This window comes from Massilia sp. GER05 (genome assembly GCF_052056005.1).
Classification (GTDB): Bacteria; Pseudomonadota; Gammaproteobacteria; order Burkholderiales; family Burkholderiaceae_D; genus Telluria; species Telluria orientalis.
This window is the reverse complement of the sequence record NZ_CP178858.1, coordinates 6616280-6636600: the sequence shown is the minus strand read 5'-3', so window position 1 is coordinate 6636600 and position 20321 is coordinate 6616280. Positions and strand designations below refer to the sequence as shown.

At 61.8% G+C, this 20321-nt stretch carries 13 protein-coding genes and 5 pseudogenes; 5 read left to right on the top strand and 13 right to left on the bottom strand.

The features are described 5' to 3' along the window. Positions 1-333: 333 nt before the first annotated feature. Entirely contained in the window at positions 334-3612 is a 3279-nt protein-coding gene (gene icmF, locus ACL58G_RS29220; protein WP_440963988.1) for a fused isobutyryl-CoA mutase/GTPase IcmF, read from the bottom strand. 252 nt (positions 3613-3864) lie between these two features. Here icmF and ACL58G_RS29215 point away from each other — a divergent pair. From ACL58G_RS29215 to ACL58G_RS29205, 3 pseudogenes are all read left to right on the top strand, one after another. Beyond that, positions 3865-3974, top strand: a pseudogene (locus tag ACL58G_RS29215) (IS5/IS1182 family transposase); the annotation flags it as partial. A gap of 55 nt (positions 3975-4029) precedes the next feature. After that, positions 4030-4890, top strand: a pseudogene (locus tag ACL58G_RS29210) (IS5 family transposase). A gap of 21 nt (positions 4891-4911) precedes the next feature. Then, positions 4912-5054: pseudogene (locus ACL58G_RS29205) on the top strand (transposase); the annotation flags it as partial. A 480-nt stretch (positions 5055-5534) separates the two neighbouring features. Here the strand turns inward: ACL58G_RS29205 and ACL58G_RS29200 are convergent. From ACL58G_RS29200 to ACL58G_RS29155, 10 genes and pseudogenes are all read right to left on the bottom strand, one after another. Further along, positions 5535-6197, bottom strand: coding sequence for a TetR/AcrR family transcriptional regulator (locus ACL58G_RS29200; RefSeq protein WP_440963987.1), 663 nt, complete (start codon positions 6195-6197; stop codon positions 5535-5537). A 10-nt stretch (positions 6198-6207) separates the two neighbouring features. Then, positions 6208-6993, bottom strand: coding sequence for an SDR family NAD(P)-dependent oxidoreductase (locus tag ACL58G_RS29195; protein ID WP_440963986.1), 786 nt, complete (start codon positions 6991-6993; stop codon positions 6208-6210). Positions 6994-7261: 268 nt separating this feature from the next. Further along, positions 7262-8204, bottom strand: a pseudogene (locus tag ACL58G_RS29190) (IS5 family transposase). Positions 8205-8435: 231 nt separating this feature from the next. After that, positions 8436-9461 carry a porin gene (locus ACL58G_RS29185; protein ID WP_440963985.1) on the bottom strand — a complete coding sequence of 342 codons (1026 nt, stop codon included), beginning with the start codon at positions 9459-9461 and terminating at the stop codon, positions 8436-8438. Between the two features lie 25 nt (positions 9462-9486). Further along, the gene (locus ACL58G_RS29180) at positions 9487-10926 is read right to left on the bottom strand and encodes an MFS transporter (protein ID WP_440963984.1); all 1440 of its coding nucleotides are present in this window, start codon (positions 10924-10926) and stop codon (positions 9487-9489) included. 97 nt (positions 10927-11023) lie between these two features. Continuing rightward, positions 11024-12058 (bottom strand): CobW family GTP-binding protein, encoded by a 1035-nt coding sequence (locus tag ACL58G_RS29175; protein ID WP_440963983.1) that lies wholly within the window; start codon positions 12056-12058, stop codon positions 11024-11026. A 9-nt stretch (positions 12059-12067) separates the two neighbouring features. Beyond that, a complete protein-coding gene (locus tag ACL58G_RS29170) occupies positions 12068-12427 on the bottom strand; it encodes a hypothetical protein (protein ID WP_440963982.1) in 360 nt (119 codons plus the stop codon). Between the two features lie 7 nt (positions 12428-12434). Further along, positions 12435-14192, bottom strand: a complete 1758-nt coding sequence (locus tag ACL58G_RS29165; protein WP_440963981.1) for a hydantoinase B/oxoprolinase family protein — start codon at positions 14190-14192, stop codon at positions 12435-12437. Further along, a complete protein-coding gene (locus ACL58G_RS29160; protein WP_440963980.1) occupies positions 14192-16294 on the bottom strand; it encodes a hydantoinase/oxoprolinase family protein in 2103 nt (700 codons plus the stop codon). The genes ACL58G_RS29165 and ACL58G_RS29160 overlap by 1 nt, the downstream gene beginning before the upstream one ends. A gap of 30 nt (positions 16295-16324) precedes the next feature. Beyond that, a complete protein-coding gene (locus ACL58G_RS29155) occupies positions 16325-17176 on the bottom strand; it encodes a fumarylacetoacetate hydrolase family protein (protein ID WP_440963979.1) in 852 nt (283 codons plus the stop codon). A gap of 99 nt (positions 17177-17275) precedes the next feature. Between ACL58G_RS29155 and ACL58G_RS29150 the strand changes: the two genes are divergently transcribed. Then, on the top strand, positions 17276-18226 hold the full coding sequence (locus tag ACL58G_RS29150; RefSeq protein ID WP_440963978.1) for a LysR family transcriptional regulator: 951 nt from the start codon (positions 17276-17278) through the stop codon (positions 18224-18226). Positions 18227-18553: 327 nt separating this feature from the next. Continuing rightward, complete coding sequence (locus ACL58G_RS29145; RefSeq protein ID WP_440963977.1) at positions 18554-18877, top strand: hypothetical protein; 324 nt, start codon at positions 18554-18556, stop codon at positions 18875-18877. On the opposite strand, the pseudogene ACL58G_RS29140 reads toward ACL58G_RS29145, so the two are convergent. Both ACL58G_RS29140 and ACL58G_RS29135 read right to left on the bottom strand, forming a co-directional pair. Next, positions 18878-19060: pseudogene (locus ACL58G_RS29140) on the bottom strand (IS5/IS1182 family transposase); the annotation flags it as partial. 62 nt (positions 19061-19122) lie between these two features. After that, positions 19123-20031, bottom strand: coding sequence for a hypothetical protein (locus ACL58G_RS29135; protein WP_440963976.1), 909 nt, complete (start codon positions 20029-20031; stop codon positions 19123-19125). Positions 20032-20321: the final 290 nt, after the last annotated feature.

Below are 20321 nucleotides of genomic sequence, written 5' to 3'. Positions count from 1 at the left end.
GCTGACTTCAGCTACTGCGGCCGTGACGACCTCAAGCTACGGTGTAGCCTCCCTCTTGGCGCATAACCCCAAAGGGTCGCGAGAGCCTTTGGCACCGACGTACTGGATGAGGGAGCTTGCCTAATCGAGGAATGCTTGGATTGCTCTATCGCCCGACCTGCGAATCGAACTACTCGATATCGGCACCGCGATGTCGGGCGTATTCATCGAAGTGAAAGACCAGGTTGAGCAGGAATGAAATATCAGTCAACTGGAGGCGGTAACGGCTCATGTTCTTGCAGTCATAAGAAAATGAGTGCCGCCCCGCGAAGCGCGACGGCGCTGCGGCGTACGCTACATACTGCGGCGGTACTGGCCGCCGACTTCGAACAGGGCACTGCTAATCTGCCCCAGTGAACAGACGCGCACGGCGTCCATCAGTGCCTCGAACACATTGCCATCATCGATGACGACCTGCTGCAGGCGCCGCAGCATGGGGGCGGACTGTTCGCGATGCCGAGCATGGAAGTCTTCCAGGCGTCTCAGCTGCGACTGCTTTTCGTCGTCGGTCGAGCGCGCCAGTTCCACGCTCTGCGGGGCGGCATCGCCTTTCGGATTGCGGAAGGTGTTGACGCCGATGATGGGGAGCGAGCCGTCGTGCTTGAGTTCTTCGTAGTACATCGACTCTTCCTGGATCTTGCCGCGCTGATAGCCGGTCTCCATCGCGCCCAGCACGCCGCCGCGTTCGGCGATGCGCTCGAACTCCTGCAGCACGGCTTCCTCGACCAGGTCGGTGAGTTCCTCGATGATGAACGAGCCCTGGTTCGGGTTCTCGTTCTTGGCCAGGCCCCATTCGCGATTGATGATCAACTGGATGGCAAGGGCGCGGCGCACCGATTCATCGGTCGGCGTGGTGATCGCCTCGTCATAAGCGTTGGTGTGCAACGAATTGCAGTTGTCGTAGATGGCTATCAGCGCCTGCAGCGTGGTGCGGATATCGTTGAAGTCGATCTCCTGCGCGTGCAGCGAACGGCCGGACGTCTGGATGTGGTACTTGAGTTTTTGCGCGCGTTCGTTCGCGCCGTATTTTTCGCGCATCGCAACGGCCCAGATGCGGCGTGCCACACGGCCCAGCACGGAGTACTCCGGGTCCATGCCGTTGGAAAAGAAGAACGACAGGTTCGGCGCGAAATCGTCGATATGCATGCCGCGCGCCAGGTAGGCCTCGACAAAGGTAAAACCGTTCGACAGCGTGAATGCAAGCTGCGAGATCGGATTGGCGCCGGCTTCGGCGATGTGATAGCCGGAGATCGAGACCGAGTAAAAGTTGCGCACCTGATGGTGCACGAAGTACTCCTGGATATCGCCCATTACCTTCAGCGAGAACTCGGTCGAGAAGATGCAGGTGTTCTGGCCCTGGTCTTCCTTCAGGATGTCCGCCTGGACGGTGCCGCGCACGTTTTGCAGCACCCACGTGCGGATCTTGGCCGTTTCGTCGCCGGTGGGCTGGCGACGGTTTTCAGTGACGAACTTGTCCATCTGCTGGTCGATCGCCGTGTTCATGAACATGGCCAGGATCGTCGGAGCCGGGCCGTTGATCGTCATCGATACCGACGTGCTCGGGGAGCACAGATCAAAACCGTCGTACAGCACCTTCATGTCGTCCAGCGTGGCGATCGACACGCCGGAGTTGCCCACCTTGCCGTAGATGTCCGGGCGCAGAGCCGGATCGGCGCCGTACAGTGTGACGGAATCGAACGCGGTGGACAGGCGCTTGGCGTCCATGCCTTCCGATACCAGCCTGAAGCGCCGGTTGGTGCGGAACGCGTCGCCTTCGCCTGCGAACATGCGGGTCGGATCCTCGCCCTCGCGCTTGAAGGCGAAAACGCCTGCGGTGTACGGGAACGAGCCGGGCACGTTGTCGAGCATGAGCCAGCGCAGGATCTCGCCATGATCCTTGAAGCGCGGCAGCGCCACCTTGCGGATCTTGGTGCCGGAGAGCGAGGTTTGCACAAGGCGCGTGCGGACTTCCTTGTCGCGGATTTTAACCACGTACTCGTCGCCGGCGTAGGCTGCCTGCATGTCGGGCCACATGTCTACCAGCTTACCGGCCTCGCCGGTGATGCGGTTTTCGCGCTCGTCTACCAGTTCGGCAATGTCGATGTCCCTGCCGGCGGCGCGCATCAGGCGCGCAGCTTCCTGCAGGTGCTGGCGTTCGCGCACCAGTTCGACCTGTACGGCCACGTGCCGGTGATAGCCGCGCAGCGTGTCGGCGATCTCGGCCAGGTAACGGCTGCGCGCCGGCGGCACGATGGCATTCTTGCCCGACGAGAAACGCACAGCCACCCGCGCCAGTTTGCCGGGCACCGTGGGCAAGCCCAGCCTTGCCAGCGCGGGCAGCAGGCCCTGGTAGAGCGCGGTCACACCGTCATCGTTGAAGCGCGATGCCTGGGTGCCATAGACCGGCATCTGGTCCGGCTTGACGTGCCATAATTCGCGATTGCGCTGGTATTGCTTGGCCACGTCGCGCAGTGCATCGTGCGAACCCTTGCGGTCGAACTTGTTGATGGCGACGAAGTCGGCGAAGTCGAGCATGTCGATCTTTTCCAGCTGCGAGGCGGCGCCGAATTCCGGCGTCATCACGTACATCGACAGGCCCACGAACGGCACGATCGCCGCATCGCCCTGGCCGATGCCCGAGGTTTCCACGATGACGATATCGAACCCGGTCACCTTGCAGGCCGCGATGACGTCCGGTAGCGCTTGCGAGATCTCGGAGCCCGCTTCGCGCGTGGCCAGGGAGCGCATGAAGACGCGCGACTGCCCGTTCCAGGCGTTGATCGCGTTCATGCGGATGCGGTCGCCCAACAGGGCGCCGCCCGATTTGCGGCGCGACGGGTCGATCGAGATGACGGCGATGTTCAATGCATCGTCCTGGTCCAGACGGAGGCGCCGGATGAGTTCATCGGTCAGCGAGGATTTGCCTGCACCGCCGGTGCCGGTAATGCCCAACACGGGAGTTTCGATCGCCGCGGCCGCTTCGTGCAGTGCGCTCTTCAGGGCGACAGGCGTCCTATCGTTTTCCAGCGCGGTGATCAGTTGCGCCAGCGGTCGCTGGCGATCCTCCATCGTCCCCTTGGTCAGGACGTCGAGCGAGGCTGGTGCATAGCTGGACAGATCGACGTCGCAGGCCTGGATCATCGACAATATCATGCCGACCAGGCCGAGCTGCTGGCCATCTTCCGGCGAGAAGATGCGTGCCACGCCGTACGCATGCAGGTCGGCGATCTCGGCGGGCACGATCACGCCGCCACCGCCACCGAACACCTTGATATGTGCGCCGCCGCGTTCGCGCAGCAGGTCGATCATGTATTTGAAGTATTCGACATGGCCGCCCTGGTAGCTGGAGATGGCTATGCCCTGCGCGTCTTCCTGCAGCGCGGCCGTGACGATTTCCTCGACCGAGCGGTTGTGGCCGAGGTGAATGACCTCCGCCCCATTCGCCATCAGGATGCGGCGCATGATGTTGATCGACGCATCGTGGCCGTCGAACAGCGAGGCCGCGGTGACGAAGCGAACCTTGTTGGCCGGTTTATAGTCGGTCAGCTTGGCCACGATCGAAAGGTCGGTCATTTGTTTCTCCACATGAAATTGGTGAGGCGGTTAGCCGCTTGTAAGGGGAGCTTACGCGCCGCGAAAGGCGGAATCGATGACAAAAACAGTCAAATCACCTGTCGGCAAATGCCATGGACCAGCTTCATATCGGCGGTGGCTATGCTTGAATCGAGCGGAGCGCTGCAGGACCTGCGCCGGTTGTGGTTAGCGGCTCTGTTGCATAAATATAGCGGGACGGCGGAGCGTTGGAGGCTGAGGTAGCCTTGGTACATGAAACCGACGCCCAGGAAGTACCGAACGACGAACTGAAGGTGTACGATGCTGCGCTGAAGTCACGCGGCTCGCTGTTCATCTGGCTCGACCGGACGATGGACTGGTACGGCTAGGGTCTGTCTGACTGAGGGAACGAAATTTTGTTTGGTTGGTCAGACGGCGATGAGCCGAACTGACCTAACTGAACAGCAATGGCGGCGGTTGGAGCCACATTTGCCGCCCAATCCACATCACGGTCATGCTTATGTCGGGCACAGACACGTGATTAATGGGATCGTGTGGCGGTTGAGAACTGGCGCGCCTTGGCGCGACATCCCGCCCCGCTACGGTCCCTGGCAGACTTGTTACGACAGATTTGTGCGCTGGTCGCGCAACGGCACATGGCAACGTCTACTCAAGATCATGCAGGCGGCCGCGGATGCATCCGGCCGCATCGACTGGGACGGAGCCGCGCTTGATGCGACCCACGTGAAAGCTCAGCGAAGTGCCGCTGGCGCTCGAAAGACACTTCCTTCGGCAGAAAAAAGGGGATGTAATTGACGAGTGGCTGGGGCATTCTCGTGGTGGCATCACCAGCAAGATCCATCTCTGCGTGGATGGAAACGGTCTGCCATTGTCGTTCATCGTCACGGCCGGGCAATGCAGCGACGCGGCGAACATCGCCCTGTCCTTGACGCCATTTCTGTACCTCGACCAGGGCGAGGCCGGCCACGCAAACGCCCGACATGCTTGCGTGTCGATCGTGCTTACGGTGCCCGGCATTATCGGCGGCAGATCCAACAGCGGGGCATCCGCTGCGTGTGCCCGGAACGACTTGATGCGCAGAACAGCCGGCTGCGCAAAGGGCGTCGCGGCGGCTCGCCTCCACGATTCGACGCCGAAGCGTACAAGGGTCGCAACGTCGTCGAACGCGCGATCAACCGATTAAAAGACTTCCGCGCCGTCGCAACGCGATACGACAAACGCGGCCATAACTTCTCTACGGCCGTGCTTGTAGCGACAATTATTTTATGGCTCCTCTGAGATCAGTCAGACACGCCTTAGGCGAGCGGCAAGCGCGGGCGCAATCCGACCTTCATCAACCAGGTAATTCAATTCTGTCTGAGCATCAGTGCTTGTTCGGTTTGCCGTTGCGTCAGGCCATGGGGAGCACCGAGAGCCTGCTGCATCTAGCAGGTCTGGACTACCCGTGTGTGAGCGTGGCCTTCCGCGTGCGCCGTCCAGAAGTAGCAATGCAATAGGTGGCCGGACGCTCGCCGGTGCTGCTTTCACGTTCAAGGAGGCGGCGCAAACGTGCCGAAAGGCGCGAGGCAAACGGGCAGCGACGCTTCCGCGATGGTCATGTCGAAATCAGATGGGCCGCAGAACTTACATCGGCTGGCCCGGCGCACTGGCTGGCGCGTTGTTGGGCCACGTTCTTCACAATGCCGCGCCTCCATGAGCTTGCGGCTCCGAACGATGCCGAGTGAACGCGCAATGTCTTGGTTGGTCCTCCTGACCTGCTCAAGAACAGTTGAGTCGGACGCGCCAGCTGATGGGTGCCCACATCGCCGATCATTCCTTCAATCGTGTCAGTTCTTCAGAGAGGTGGGCTACACACGCTTGGCTGCGCAGCAGAAGCGCCTTCTGGGCTACGGTTGGGAACATGATCACAGGGGACGCGACACTTACTCACTGAACCGACCACGCAGAAGCATCAGCAGCCCCGCTTCAAGGTCATGCTGAAAATCGTAGCGCAGAGCCGCCAGATCGGGGCGCGCAACAACTTCTGCCGCGATCTTGGCTGGATTGCTCAGCGGCCAGAGCCCAATGAGAAGCGGCAGGGCTTGGTGAATAAATTTCTCGAACGCGCATGCGGAGATGGACGGCATGCAGTTGTGAAAATCGAGCGCCGTCTCCTTCCGTATGCCCAGCAGCCCATGCTTGAACCCGACCATGCGCTCAGCGGAGACATTCCGCTCGAGAAGCGACGGGAAGACGCTCACGAGTCGGCACAACAGTGGACGTGCCGCCAGCGTTGCGGAGAACGCCCGCGCGATGTGTTCGATGGTTCCCCGGCGCCGCGTCTCGCGGCTGAGTGCCGCGCGCAGTTCCGTGTGCCAAATTTTGAACTCCTCGACGAGCACAGTGAGCAAAACGGCTTCGCTACTCTCGAAGTAGCGATACACGTTCGACTTGGTCATCTGCGCGCACCGCGCCAGCTCATTGATACCGAGATCGTGCACGTCCGGCACCTCGAGCAGCAGCAACTTCGCCGTGTCAAGCAGGTGGCGCCGGCGATCCTCCTTTTGTTCGTCGGACCGCGCCCTTAGATATGTCGATGTAGCCATCCTGGAACCATCAGCCGTTCATGACGCGGGCGAAGATCGCCTGGTGCATCCAGCGCGGCGTCGCCCAGACCATTGCCACCGCCGCCTTGTTGGCCCAGCCGGCCACCACGCTCATACGTCCCGCGTGCAGCGCGCGTATGCCGGCACGGACCACGGGCTCGGGCTTCATCATGAGCAGCTTCAACGCGAATGTCATCTTTTGTTTTGCCGCCTGCGCAAACCCAGTGTCCGACATGCCCGGGCAAAGCGAAGTCACCGTCACGCCGTCCTGTTTGAACTCGCGGTGCAATGCCTCGCCCAGACGCAGGACATAGGCCTTCGCCGCACCATAGACCGCCATGTCGTGCACGCCGTAATATGCCAGAAGACTGGCTACCAGCAGGATTTTCCCACGGCCTCGCTGTCGCATGTCCTGCCCGAAGAGACGCGTCATGGCGGTCAGACTGGCAATGTCCAGCTGCACCATGGTCAAAGCCGCGTCGAGTGGCGTATCAAGAAACGGCCCTTGCAATCCGTGGCCGGCGTTGTTGATCAGGATGTCAACGGCGATGCCCTGGTCGCGCAGTCGCGAATGGAGCTGACCAACAGCTTGCACATCGGCGAGGTCAACCTGCTCGACGAGCACCTTGATGCCATGCGCCTGGCGCAGGGATTCGGCGAGCGTCTGGAGCCGGTCCAGCCGGCGTGCCACCAGGACCAGGGAATGCCCCATGGCCGAGTACTGGCGCGCAAACTCCTCGCCGAAACCGCCTGAAGCGCCAGTGATGAGAACCCATGAATCGTTAGTCGATGCCATATCGGTAGCCCTTGCATGAAGTCATTCCGGCGGCCGCAGAGGCCGCCACTGTTGATTGCGTCAACGGCCCCGGAGAATTGGAAATAAGGGACCGATGGTCTTCAATATAGCAGACCGATGGTCTTTTGTGCGGATATTTTGTTCAGAGGACTGCTGCAGATCAGGACGTGGGGCGACGCGGGGACCGTCCGGTGAAGTAAAAGCGGGACTGTTTATGAAGTAAAACGGCTTTGTTGAGCAAATCGAACGAAGGACGAGCTGACGCTAATTATGGCCGGTTTTGCAACGCCGGAACCGTAATCGGGGTACCCAGCCGAGTAAAGCGGTTTAGCACGGCAGCTCGTACCTGTAACTCGGCCACCTGACGGTCGAAGTCGCGCGCCATGACGCGTTCACCCATTAGCTTGAAACAGCGCATCTTGGTTTCCATAAGAATGCATCGGTGGTAGCCGCTCCATTTCTTCCAGATCGCCCGCCCCAGCCTGCGTGTCGCGCACAGCATGTCGTTACGCGCGTTGGCACCGCAGCGGTTCGTTTTCCAGGGCTTGGCATTTTTGCGGGTAGGGATGATGGCATGCGCGGCACGCAAGGCGATGGCCTCGTGGCAGTTTTTCGTGACATAGGCGCCATCGCCACTGACGCTGGCAATCTTCTCGTCGGCAGGAATCTGATCCAGCAGTGCTGGCAGGACAGGCGCGTCGCCAATGCTGTTGTTGGTCACCTCCATGGCCCGGATCTCGAGCGTGGACGCGTCAATCCCGAGATGCACCTTGCGCCACTGGCGGCGATAGTCTGCGCCATGTTTCTTCGTCTTCCACTCGCCTTCGCCCAGCATCTTGATGCCCGTGCTGTCCACCAGCAGATGCAACCCTGTCGTGGTCGCCACAGCGCCGATGGCAACCCGAAGCGTCTTCTGCCGCCGACTTACCGTGCTGTAGTCCGGCACCGACCAGTCGAGCCCAGCCAGGCGCAGCAGGCTTTTCGTCATCCCCATGGCCTGGCGCAGCGGTAAATTGAAGAGGCACTTGATGCTCAGGCAGAACTGGATCGCCTGATCGCTGAACGTTCTGGCTGCGTCCGCGCTTGCCGCTCGGCTGCCCGTGCCAGTTCATCGTCGGGTCAAGGCAGATGAGCAGCGAACCGCGTGACTTCAGTGCTTCGTTGTAGATCTTCCAATTCGTGGTGCGGTACTTCTGAGGAGCCGGTTTCATCGGCGCAGACTACCCGACCACCGGCTTCACGCTGGCCGGCCCTGATTTACGCAACAAAGCCCATATCCGTAGATCAGCGCAGTTGCGCTGATCTACGTCAGCAAAGCGTTCTCTGGTGCCACGTGACCAACCCGAGATGTCCGCAAATACTCGTTAAGCAGGTGCGTTGATCATTCTCTTAACCTGCTCGCGGCATTGCGTTGCACCGATTTTTTCCACGGCGCAGCTCAGTCAGAAAACGTGACGAATTCCAAGCGCGTTCGTAGCCCCATAGCCCGCGTTGGTCTTCTTGTCTCCCGTGTGGATGAGATAAATGTCCGTCCGCTTGGACAGGCGATAGTCATACCCGAGCGACGTCGTGCGGCGCTGTGTGGTCCCTCCGTGTGCAGGCGTCAGTTGCGTGCGGGCGCTTTCCAGAAGAATAGCGCCCCGTGCGCCGACGGGGATCGACATTCCGGCGTCGAGCAGGCGCGACGTGTTCCCACCGTCGATGCTCGCGTGCCCGGCGTTTCCGTAGAGCTTGACCGGACCGAAGTCGTAGGCGACGCCCGCCATCCAGGCCTTTTGTTCGACCGGCAGCGGCGTGAGGATGTTCACGCGCAGCCGCTGCGCACTGATGGCGGCGCTCCACGGGCCGCTGTTGTAGTCGGCGTGTACGCCCAGGTTCGCCACGCCGGCCCGGCCGGCCTGCTCGCCCGGACCGTAGTCGATGCTGGCGCGCAGGCCGCCGAAGCGCGGCGTCGTGTAGCGGATCACGTTGTTCCACACGGTATCCCCGAGCACGTTGCTGCCGTAGGCCGCGACGAAGGTCTGCGTCGCGAGGGGCGAGAAGACCACCGAGGTGCCGAACGGGCTCAGTTGCAGCATCTGCTGGTACATCGGATTCGTCTGCCGGCCCAGTGTCAGCCGGCCAAACGCGCCTTCCACGCCGACCCAGGCGTTGCGGGACCAGAACGGATCCGTCGCGTTGCGGCCCTGTTCGCCCGTGTCGGGACGGTAGAAGCTCTCCAGCGACCAGATGACGCGGGTGCCCGATCCCAGGTCTTCGCTGCCCCGGAACCCGAGGAAGGACGTCGTCAAGCCGCCGCCGTTCAACTGGGTCACGCCCTGCGGGTCGCCGCTGCGCTTCACGCTGCCGAGGTAGGCGCCGATCAGGCCATACACTTCGACGGACGATTGAGCGGCCGCATCCGCGCACAGCAGGCATGCGAGGGCCCCTGCCGCGGCTCGCGCGGCCTTGTTGTTTTCGATTGTCATGGTGTCTCCGTATGGGGCGGGGGCCTCAGGGCGAGATTTCTTCGAGCGAGCGGTTGGTGGTTTCGATCATGCCGAGCGCGGCGATGAGGCCCACGACGGTCATCCCGGCGAACATGAGGAACACGGTGTTGATGCCGTCCTTCGCCAGCACGACGCCGACGAGGGCGGGCGCCGCCGCCGACGCCGCGCGCAGCCAGGACGTGGCGAGCCCGGTGCCGATCGCGCGGATCCGCGTCGGGTAGATCTCCGGCGTGTACAGGTACAGCATCACGGTCGTCGTGCCCATCACGGCGTATGCCGCCGAACCGAGGATCATCACATGGGTGGCGCTGTCGGTGCCGACCAGGACGAGGCCGAGCAGCAGCAGGCCGGCGATGATGAAGCTGCCGATGGCCCAGCGGCGCCGTCCCGTACGGTCGATCACGAGCGCGCAGCAGACGACGGCGCAGGTGCTCAGCACGTTCGACAGGGAGGCCATGTGCAGCGCCGTCTGCAACGGCAGGTGGTACACGGTCTTGTAGAGGCTGGGCAGCCAGTTGTTGATGCCGTTGGCGATGAAGTAGGCACTGGCCCAGAGTGCCCAGACGACGAAGGTGCGGCTGCGATAGACGGACGAGAACAATTCCTTCCACGAGCCCTTGCGCTTGCTGTGCAGCGTGCGTGCCAGTTCGGCGGTCCTGGCCTGGCAGGCCTCCGTCTCGACGGCCGGATCGAGATGGCGTCCCGGGCTTGCCGCTTCGACGGTGGCGATGATGCGTTCCGCTTCGTTGAAGCGTCCCCGGCCGATCAGCCAGCGGGGCGATTCCGGCAGGCGTAGCACGAGGAAGCTGATCACGAGGCCGGGCAGGCCGCCGACCAGGAACATGTATTCCCAGCCGAAGCGCGGCACGACGTAGGCGCCGATCTGGGCCGCGCCCAGCAGGCCGATCGGGAAGATCAGTTCGTACAGGAGGAAGAAGCGCCCGCGGCCCTTGGCCTGCGACAGCTCGTTGATGTACGTGGCCGCCACCGGGACTTCGCCGCCGACGCCGATGCCCTGGATGAAGCGCGCCAGGAACAGCATGTTGAAGTTGCCGGCCAGCGCGCAGCCGATGCTCATGATGGACATCAGGCCGATCGTGATGCCGGCGCTGCGCACGCGTCCGATCCGTTCGGCGAGCCAGCCGAAGAACAGGGCGCCGACGACCTGCCCGAGGTAACCTGCCGCGATCAGCAGGCCGATCTGCCCGGGTGTGATCTTCCACAGCCCGATGAGGACCGGCAGGACGAACGCGAGCGACAGGGCGTCGAAGGCGTCGAAGAACGTGGCGCTGCCCATGATGACCCTGGCCTTCGTGTGCCAGCGGGACATGTGGACGTTCTCCAGCCGGAACAACAGCGGGGCGGCTTGTGCGATGCTCTGTTCGCGCTGGAGCGAAGACTCTAGGTTGTGCTCGGACGCGACTGTCTGGTTTGCGATGCTCATGGTGTCTCCGTGATGGAATTGTGGAGCCGTCTGTGCGGCCTTCTGGAGCTTTTGCGTGCGTTGTGGGTCGTGTGGTTCAGTTCTCCATGTGATCAGTTCATGCGGTCTTATTGGCGAACACGGCAAGCGTGGCTTCGATGTCGTCCCGGTCGATGTCGCGCGTGATGAACACGAGGCGTGTACGGCGGTCGGCACTTGGCCACGCGTCGAGCTTGCGGGGCGGATGGAAGATGTGCTGGACGCCGTGGACGACGACGGGTGCGTCCGGATGCTCGCGCACGTGAACGATCCCTTTCACGCGCAGAAGGTCCGGTCCGCGCATCGCGGTCATCATGTCGAGCCAGGCCTGGAAGCCGTTCCACGAGACGGGTTCGTCGAGTACCACGGCATACGAATGGATGCCCTCCGCGTGGTCGTGCCCATGGTCATGGTCATGATGATCGTGGCCGTCGTGATGTTCATGGTCCGTCGCGCGGGCGATCCACGCGTCGCTGTCGGCCGCGTCGTGCTCGACCGCGCCACCGAACAGGATGTCCGGATCGATCCGGCCCTGCGTGGACGGGCATACCGGCGCGCCGGGATTCAACGCTTCCAGTTGCCTTTCGATCGCTGCACGCTGCTGCGGCGCGCACAGGTCGGTCTTCGTCAGCACGAGACGGTCGGCCAGCGCCACCTGGTGCCGCGCCGTTTCGTGGCGCGCGAGCGTGTCAGCACCGTTCACGGCGTCGACGGTGGTGATCAGACGGTCGAAGCGGAACTGCTCGCGCAGCGACGGTTCGGCCATCAGGGTGTGCAGGATCGGCGCCGGATCGGCCAGGCCCGTGGTCTCGAGCACGACGCGGTCGATGTCGTGCACGGCGCCGTCCCGCGCCAGCCGCTCCAGCGTGGCCTGCAGGTCGCCGCGCACCGTGCAGCATACGCAGCCGTTCGCCAGCAGCACGAGTTCCTCGCGGGTCTGCTCGAGCAGTTCGTGGTCGAGTCCGACCTCACCGAACTCGTTGATGATGACGGCCGTGCGTGCGAAAGCCGGGTCCCGCAGGATGTGCGACAGCAGCGTGGTCTTGCCGCTGCCCAGGAAGCCCGTCAATACGGTGACGGGCAGCGGCAGGGCGGATTTGTCTTTCAAGCTCATGTGAGATCCTCAGCCATGGAGTTTAGCGAAAGAACGCAGGGTCTTGCCGAGCCGGGCGACAAGGAACGCGCCGGCGTCGTCGCCGGGCGCGCCGGCCAGCACTCCGAGCAGGGCGCCGATGCTCCACTTGCCATCGTCGCTGCGCCCCCGCTCGCGCAGCAGTGCCACGACGTCCGCGCGGCCATTGCGCTCGGCCTGGCCCAGCAGGTAGTCGACGATGTCCTGCTCGAAGTCCTGCAGCTGCAGCGTGACGCCGCCCACGCTGCAGGCGCAGCTGCCCGCCAGCGCCACGTGCTGGCGCGCCAGGCGGTCCCAGATGTCAAGCAACTCGCGCGCTTCGACGGATACGGCGTGGGTGGCGGCGTCCATCGTGGCCTCAGGCGGTGATGGACGCGGTGCCGCGCAGCTTTGCCGTGGCCGCGGCATCGAGTCGGCCATCGGCGCCGACGATCACCTTGTAGGCGGCTTGCGCCTGCTCGCGGCTGACGTAACCTTCGCGCACGTCGTCGGCCACCAGTTCGGGATCGCGCTCGGCCGGGTCGCCGAATCCGCCGCCGCCGCCCGACAGCATCTTGTAGGCGTCGCCACGTGCCAGCCGAACGTTGAACACCTTGGCGTTCGCCTGGCTCTCGTCCCAGACACCGTCCTTGCGGATGCCGATGCCGTTGCCCGCCGCCTCGTGGCCGCCTTCCAGGCCCCACGGTTTGCAGTGGACGCGGTCGATGCGGGTCGTGACGGAGAAGGGCGACAGCGCCTGCACCACCATCTCGGCACCGAGGCCGCCGCGCTGGCGGCCCGCACCCGCGCTGTCCTGGCGCAGCCGGTAGCTTTCCACCAGCACCGGATATTTCGCCTCGAGCTGCTCGGTGGGACTGTTGTGGGTGTCGCCGTCGTTGATGCAGACCGTGGCCGACACACCATCCTCGCGCGACTTGGCGCCCCAGCCACCGCCCAGCGGGCCGATGCCGACGATGAACAGCCTCCCGTCTTCCGGCGAGATGCCGTGGATGTTCGGGAATACGAGGTCGGCGTGGTGGCCGGCGATGGCGCGGTCCGGGATCGCGGGGGCGAGCGCCTTGAAGATCGTGTCGATCACCGTCATCGGGAACGTCATCCAGACGCGCATCGGGAACGGGCGCTCGGCGCTGATCACGGTCCCCATCGGCATGATGACCTTCAATGGGCGGAAGCTGCCGTCGTTGACCGGGTAATCTGTCGGCGTCGTCAGGCACTTGTACGCGACCTGGGCGCAGGCGATACCCGTCGTGAAGCCGGAGTTGTAGAAGCCGCGCACCTGCTTGGCGACGTCGGTGAAGTCAACCGTCATCTCGTCGCCCTGCACGACCACCTTGACGCGGATCGGGATGCGCTTGCCGACTTCGAGACCGTCGTCGTCCATGTACGATTCGGCTTCGTAGACGCCGTCCGGGATGCTCAGGGTGTTGGCGCGGGCCAGCGCCTCCGAATGGTCCATGATCTGCACGACGGAGGCGCGCACGGCCGGCCAGCTGTAGCGGCGCACGAGTTCGAGATAGCGGCGCTCGCCCGTGGTGATCGCCGTGATCTGCGCGCGCAGGTCGCCCATGGCGCGCTCGGACAGGCGCACGTTCATCGCGATGATGTCGACCAGGTCCTGGTTGACGACGCCTTCCTTGCGGTACTTGACGATCGGGATCTGGATGCCTTCCGAATAGATGTCGGTGGTGATCTGGCCCAGCGTGCCGCCCACGTCCAGCCAGTGCGCCATGCAGCACGTGAAGCCGATCAGTTCATCGTCGTGGAACACCGGCATCGTGAACGTGAAGTGGTTCAAGTGGCTGCCCGTCGTGTAGGCGTCGTTGGTGACGAGGATGTCGCCCGGCTTGATGTTCTCCAGCCCGAAGTGGCGGATCTTCGCCTTCACCGTCTCGCTCATGCCGCGGATGAACATCGGCAGACCGAGACCGATGGAGATCGAATCGCCCTCGACGGTGAACAGGCCCACCGTGAAATCCAGCGCCTCGTAGATGATCAGGTTGTAGGCCGTGCGGGTGAGGTTGGACTTCATCTCTTCCGTCACCGCGATCAGGCCGTTGCGGATGATCTCGACGGTAACGGCATCGACCATGTCGACTGCGTTTGCATGCGTGTTCATTACAGTTCGCTCCCGATGGAAATTTGCAGGTTGCCGAAGGCGTCGACGAGCACCTCGTCGCCCGGTTGCACGACGGTGGTCGAGGCATGTTCTTCGACGAGTGCCGGTCCGACGATGCGGTTCCCGCTGCGCAGCAGGTGGCGCTTGTAGACGGGCGTGGCGACGAAGCCGTCGGCCGAGCGGAAGTACACGTCCTTGTGCGCGCGCAGCGCTTCCTCCGGCGGCATGGCGCTACCTTCCTCGACGGCGTGGCGCGGCGGCTTGCGCATCACGCCCAGCACTGTCACGCGCAGGCTCACGAGGTCGGCCGGTTCGCCGGGTGCCGACGTGCCGTAGCGGACGTTGTGGACGGCGTCGAAGCGCTGCTTGATCGCGCCGCGGTCCTGGCGCTCGAAGAATTCGGTCGGAAGATCCACCGCGACCGCGTGTTCCTGGCCGACGTAGCGCATGTCGGCCGCACGCTCGATCACGATGGATTCCGGTGCCACCGCGGACTGCGCCAGAGCGGCGCGGCCCTCGGCTTCCATCCCGGCGTAGATCGCTTCGATCTCCTCGAACGACACGTCGTCCAGCTTGCGGAACACCGAGCGCACGTAGTCGTAGCGCAGGTCGGAAAACAGCATGCCGTAGGCCGAGAAGTAGCCGGGGGCGAACGGGATCAGCACCTTGCGGATGCCGAGCTCGCGGGCGATCGCGGAAGCGTGCAGGGGACCGGCACCGCCGTAGACGACCATCGTGAAGCTGCCAGCATCCAGGCCGCGCTCCGTCGTGACGGCCTTCACCGCATGGGACATCGCGGTCACGGCGATGCGCAGGATGCCGTCGGCGGCCTTCACCGGATCGATGTCGAGCGGATCGCCGATCTTCGACTGCATCACGCGGTAGGCATGGTCCTTGTCGAGCAGCATTTCGCCGCCGAGGAAGTTGTGCTCGTCCAGCCGGCCCAGCAGCAGGTTCGCATCCGTCACGGTCGGCTCGGTACCGCCGCGCTGGTAGCACGCGGGGCCCGGGATCGAACCGGCGCTCTGCGGGCCGACGCGCAGCGCGTTACCCACTTCGAGGCGCGCGATGCTGCCCCCGCCGGTGCCGACCTCGAAGATGTCGATCATCGGGATCTGGATCGGGAGGGCCTTCTCGTAGCCGCCGATCAACGCGCTGCTGCTCGTCAGCGGTTTGCCGTCGTTGATGACGCCGGCCTTCGCCGTCGTGCCCCCCATGTCGAACGCGATCGCGTCGCCGAGGCCCAGCTGGGCGCAGATGGCCTGCGCGCCGATCACGCCGGCGGCCGGGCCGGACTCCAGCATGCGCACGCATTCGCGGCGCGCATGGTCGAGCGGGAACAGGCCGCCCGTGGATTGCACGGCATAGAAGTCACCAGGGAAGCCCTGCTGGTCCAGGTGTTCTTCCAGTTCGCCGAGGTAGGCGGACACGCGCGGACCGACATACGCATTGGCCGCCACCGTCGAGACGCGCTCGAACTCGCGGTATTCCTGCGACAGTTCGTGCGACGCGGTGACGAACACACCGGGGATTTCCTCGCGCACGATGTCGCGCACCCGGATCTCGTGCGCCGGATTGCGGTACGAGTGCAGCAGCAGGACCGCGACGGCGTCCACGCCTTCGTCCTTGAGCTGGCGCGTCAGCGCGCGCACGGCATCCTCGTCGAGCGGACGGTAGACCGTGCCGTCGGCCAGCAGGCGCTCCGGCACCTCGAAGCGCAGGGAGCGGCGGATCAGCGGTTCATGCTTGGAAAAGAACAGGTTGTACGCATCCGGGCGGTTCACGCGGCCGATCTCGTAGATGTCGCGGAAGCCCTGCGTGATCAAGAGGGCCGTCTTCGCGCCGTTACGTTCCAGCAGCGTGTTGATGGCGATTGTCGACCCATGCAGGAACAGGCCGCCGTTCTCGACGTGCGCGCCGGCGCTGTCGAGCGTGTTCTGGATGCCGTTCACGAGTTGGCCGTGCGTGGACAGCGCCTTTCCGAACGACAGCTCGCCCGTCTTTTCGTTGAGGATGGCGAGGTCGGTGAACGTGCCGCCGATGTCGACGGCGATGCGCAGATGGCCTGCATGCGACGCCGTCGCGGTGTTTTGCTTGGTCATGCTGATGTCTCCTTGGTTGCGTCGGGCGGCTTACAGGGCCTGGACAGTGTTCTTCAGCAGGCCGATGCCGCTGATCTCGACTTCGACCGTATCGCCGGGTTTCATGTAGAGGGGAGGCTCGCGGCGGTCGCCGACACCGCCCGGGGTGCCCGTCGCGATCACGTCGCCGGGGGACAGGCGCGTAAACTTCGAGAGGTAGGAAATGATGACGGGCAGGGTGAAGATCAGGTCCGACAGGGGCGCCTTCTGCATGACGTTGCCGTTCAGCCGGGTCGTCAGCACGGATTGCGTGATGTCGGAGATTTCGTCGGCCGTGACGAGTGCCGGGCCGAAGGCGCCGGTGCCGGGGAAATTCTTCCCGGGCGTCCACTGGTGCGTGTGGCGCTGCCAGTCGCGCACCGTGGCGTCGTTGAAGCACGCATAGCCGGCGATATGGCCCATCGCGTCGCTTTCGGCGATATCTTCGCCACCCTTGCCGATGACGACGGCGAGTTCGCCCTCGAAGTCGAATTTTTCCGATTTACCGCTCGGGTAGCGCAGCGGCGCACCGTCGGCGATGAGCGAATCGGCGAATCGTACGAAGATCGCGGGATGGTCGGCATCCGGGCGCTTCGTCTCGGCCACGTGCGATTTGTAGTTCAGGCCGACGCAGAAGATCTTGCGCGGGTTGGCGAGCGGCGGCAGCGGCGTCACGTCCGCCAGCGCCAGCGTGGCCGACGCGCCGCCCAGCACTTCCTGCAGTTTCGACAGCGCATCCCCGTCCAGGACGGAACGGATGTCCGGATAGCGTTCCAGGAAATCCTTGCCTGGGGCGGCGATCCGGTCGCCGGACAGCAAGCCGTAGCCGGCCTTGCCTTCATATTGGTAAGCCACGAGTTTCATCCCGTATCTCCTCCGTTGTGTTGTTAGTTGATTCAGTTGGTAAATCGAGTCTAGGCCGTGCTAGGCTATGCCGGAAGCTAACCATCAGACATTTCAGACATGCCTAAAATCGCATACCACGAAGAGGCCATCGATTACGCGGCCTGGAAGCTGTTCATCGTCGTGAGCGAGCTGGGCAGCCTTACGAAGGCGGCGACGGCCTATGGGACGACGCAGCCGCACATCAGCCGACAGATCACGGAGCTGGAGCGAGAGTGCGGGGAACGGTTGTTCGTACGTACGGGACGTGGTGTCGTGCTGACAGAGCTGGGACGGCGCATCGCGCCGCGCATCCGCAGGTGGATCGCGGACACCGACCAGCTGACGAACGACATCCGCGCCACGGCAGGCACGCCCGTCGGCGTAGTCAGGCTCGGCATCCTGCCGTCGACGGCCCATCCGTTCGTCACGACCTTGTATTACCGGCTGAAGGAGCGTTTTCCCCTCATCCAGCTCACCATCCGCGAAGGGCAGGGGGCACAGCTGGAAACCTGGCTCGAAAATGGAGACGTCGACCTTGCATTGCTCTATCGGCACAGCCCGACGCCCAACCACGGCGACGTTTACCTGTCCCAGGTGGAAACGTATCTGGTTGGGCCGCCGGGCGACGCGCTGACGAGCGCGCGGACCGTCCCCTTCCGGTCGCTGAACCGGCTGCCGCTCGTGATGTTCTGCCGTCCGAATTCATGGCGCGACAGGCTGGACCAGGTGGCGACGGAGCATGGGATCGTGTTGAATGCCGCTGCCGAGGTCGATTCGCTGGGGCTGCAGGCCCGGATCGTCAGCGATGGCGGGATGTATGCGCTGCTTGGACCGTACGCCATCGCCGGCGCAGCCAAGTCGCTCAAGCTCCAGTCCAGCACGATCGTCGAGCCGCAGTTGCTGCGTCACATCGCGTTGGCGGTGTCTCAGCATGGGGCACTGACGCTTGCGGGGAAGACGGTCATGCAACTCGTAAAAGAAGTCGCGAAAGAACCGCAGGCTAATGCCATACCTGTGGATGTCGAATGAACATCGCTCGTTACTTATCGTGAGAATCAGCAAATGTTTAAAATTAATTTTTCGCGTGAAACATTCTGTGAGTTTTTTCAAGATTTATTCATGTAGCATATCTGAACTCAGTCGCCCCGCATTAGGCATTGAGTTAATAACAATGGAGAGATAACTTGAGCCTTACAGTAAATGGTTCGCCGACATCGGCTGACATGATTAACATGAATCTGGCTATGAATTATCTGTTAGATAGCTCTACTTTCAGATCAGCGATGAGCAATAGCAGCGTCACGGTTCGAATGACTCATGATAATAATAGCTGGTGCTCTTACGGATTGTTTAACTATGAAAAATCTCATTCAGATCTTTACCATTGGCTTCGCGGTAAAGGCTGGGAACGCACTTGCCAATGATTCTCAGCAAAAGGAGCACGTTGAGAGGCAAAGGACTAGCGAGACAAAAACTCAGAAGCTGCAAAAATCGTCGACCCAAACCGACGATTATGCCTGGGATAATTTCAATCACACTGGGGCTATTATCTGGGCATGTCGCGCCGTAAAAACAGGTGAATTTGTTTCTCCAAAGAGATGCGCCAATAAAGAAAAAATCGACTCTCAGTGGCCAGGAATGACCACTCCTCCTAATTTTGTAGGTGAAATTGCTGATTAGCCAGCCTAAGGTGCGCTCAACGACCCAACGCCATCGGCCAAGCCTTTCCCGCGACTCCACGCCGTATCGCGCGATACGTGCTGCGATCCCTCTCCGGCGCAGCCAAGCGCGATGTGCTCTTGAAGCGTACGCTCGATCGGCGTGCAGCTTAGCTGGACGTTTGCGCGCACGGCCGGGAAGCCCTTTAACTGCTGGGATTGTGCTCCCGACGCTGCCGAACCGCCAGATTGTTTTTTTGGCAAGTCCTAAGTAGAAAAACGCTCATGCAGCTCTGATAGGAAATAAAGCGGCTCTCGTTTCATTGCGGCTTCACTGGAATTCCGCTCGATCCAACGTTCACCAATTTCTACGAAAGGTGCGAAGGTCTCAGATGGTTTTGCATTCAGAAGAGCTGCGATAGGTGCAGTGACAATATCAAGTATCGGTAGGATCATCTTAACCGTTGTGAGATTGTGCTTCATCTGGTGTTCTGCAATTTTTTCTATTAAGTCTTCCCGCTGAATTGCAGCTATTCGTTCGATAGCATGAACGTCTTGGTCAACAGAGAGTTGTCGTGCCCATTGCGATAATCTTTCAGCCGATTTTCGAGAGTCTTTGTCACTCCGAAATTCCTGTATTTGCTCCCATGGGACGTCATCTGCTGGAATCGGGACGTATTTAAAAAGCATCTCAGTTGCTTTCACCAATGTGGGCTCTGCAGCTGGGGCAGGTAGTTCTTCGTTATAAGCGGGACATGCTTCAAAGGCGTGATAGAACGGAACTATAATCTTCTCTTTTTCAAGCTTTGCAAGCCTAGCTGTGCGGGCTCGAATACCGCCATTAGAGGCTTGGCGGGGAAGCGATCTAGCTTCAACTGTTCCTTCGCTAGCGAAAAACGACATGGCAAAAATTCCCCTACCTTCACGATACTCTTGATCTGTCTCGTCTTCTACATTGTGACTCATTAACTGAACAATACCTTCATTTTCAAGATAGTCTAAATCATCACCGATGGCCTCTTTAAGCTTAAATCGAAATAGGTCTTCATGAAGAATCACAATACGGTCGTAATACAAAGCAGCTGCTTTAAGATCTAGATCCCTATCTCGGACTGATAGGCTTGAAGCAACCAAAACTTGAGGTAGGGAGAGATCGTAGGATGACAGCATTGACATGAAACCTCCGAATACTATATTTTGAAAAACGAATGGGTTTGGATAGTCGGCGGTCCATGTGAAGCTCTCACCCAGATACAACGAGTCTCGGTGAGTAGTTGATGAAACTGACATGTAATATACAACAAACAGTCGAGGAAGCCAGAAAAATCAATGCGTTACGAGAAGTTCGGCATCTGCTCTGGACCCGAACTCCGACCTTCGGACCTGAGTGCACGCTCTTTATTGCTATCAAGGCAACAAGGATATAGTTCGCACAACGGAAGGACGAACACGCTGGCTGTCCCTGT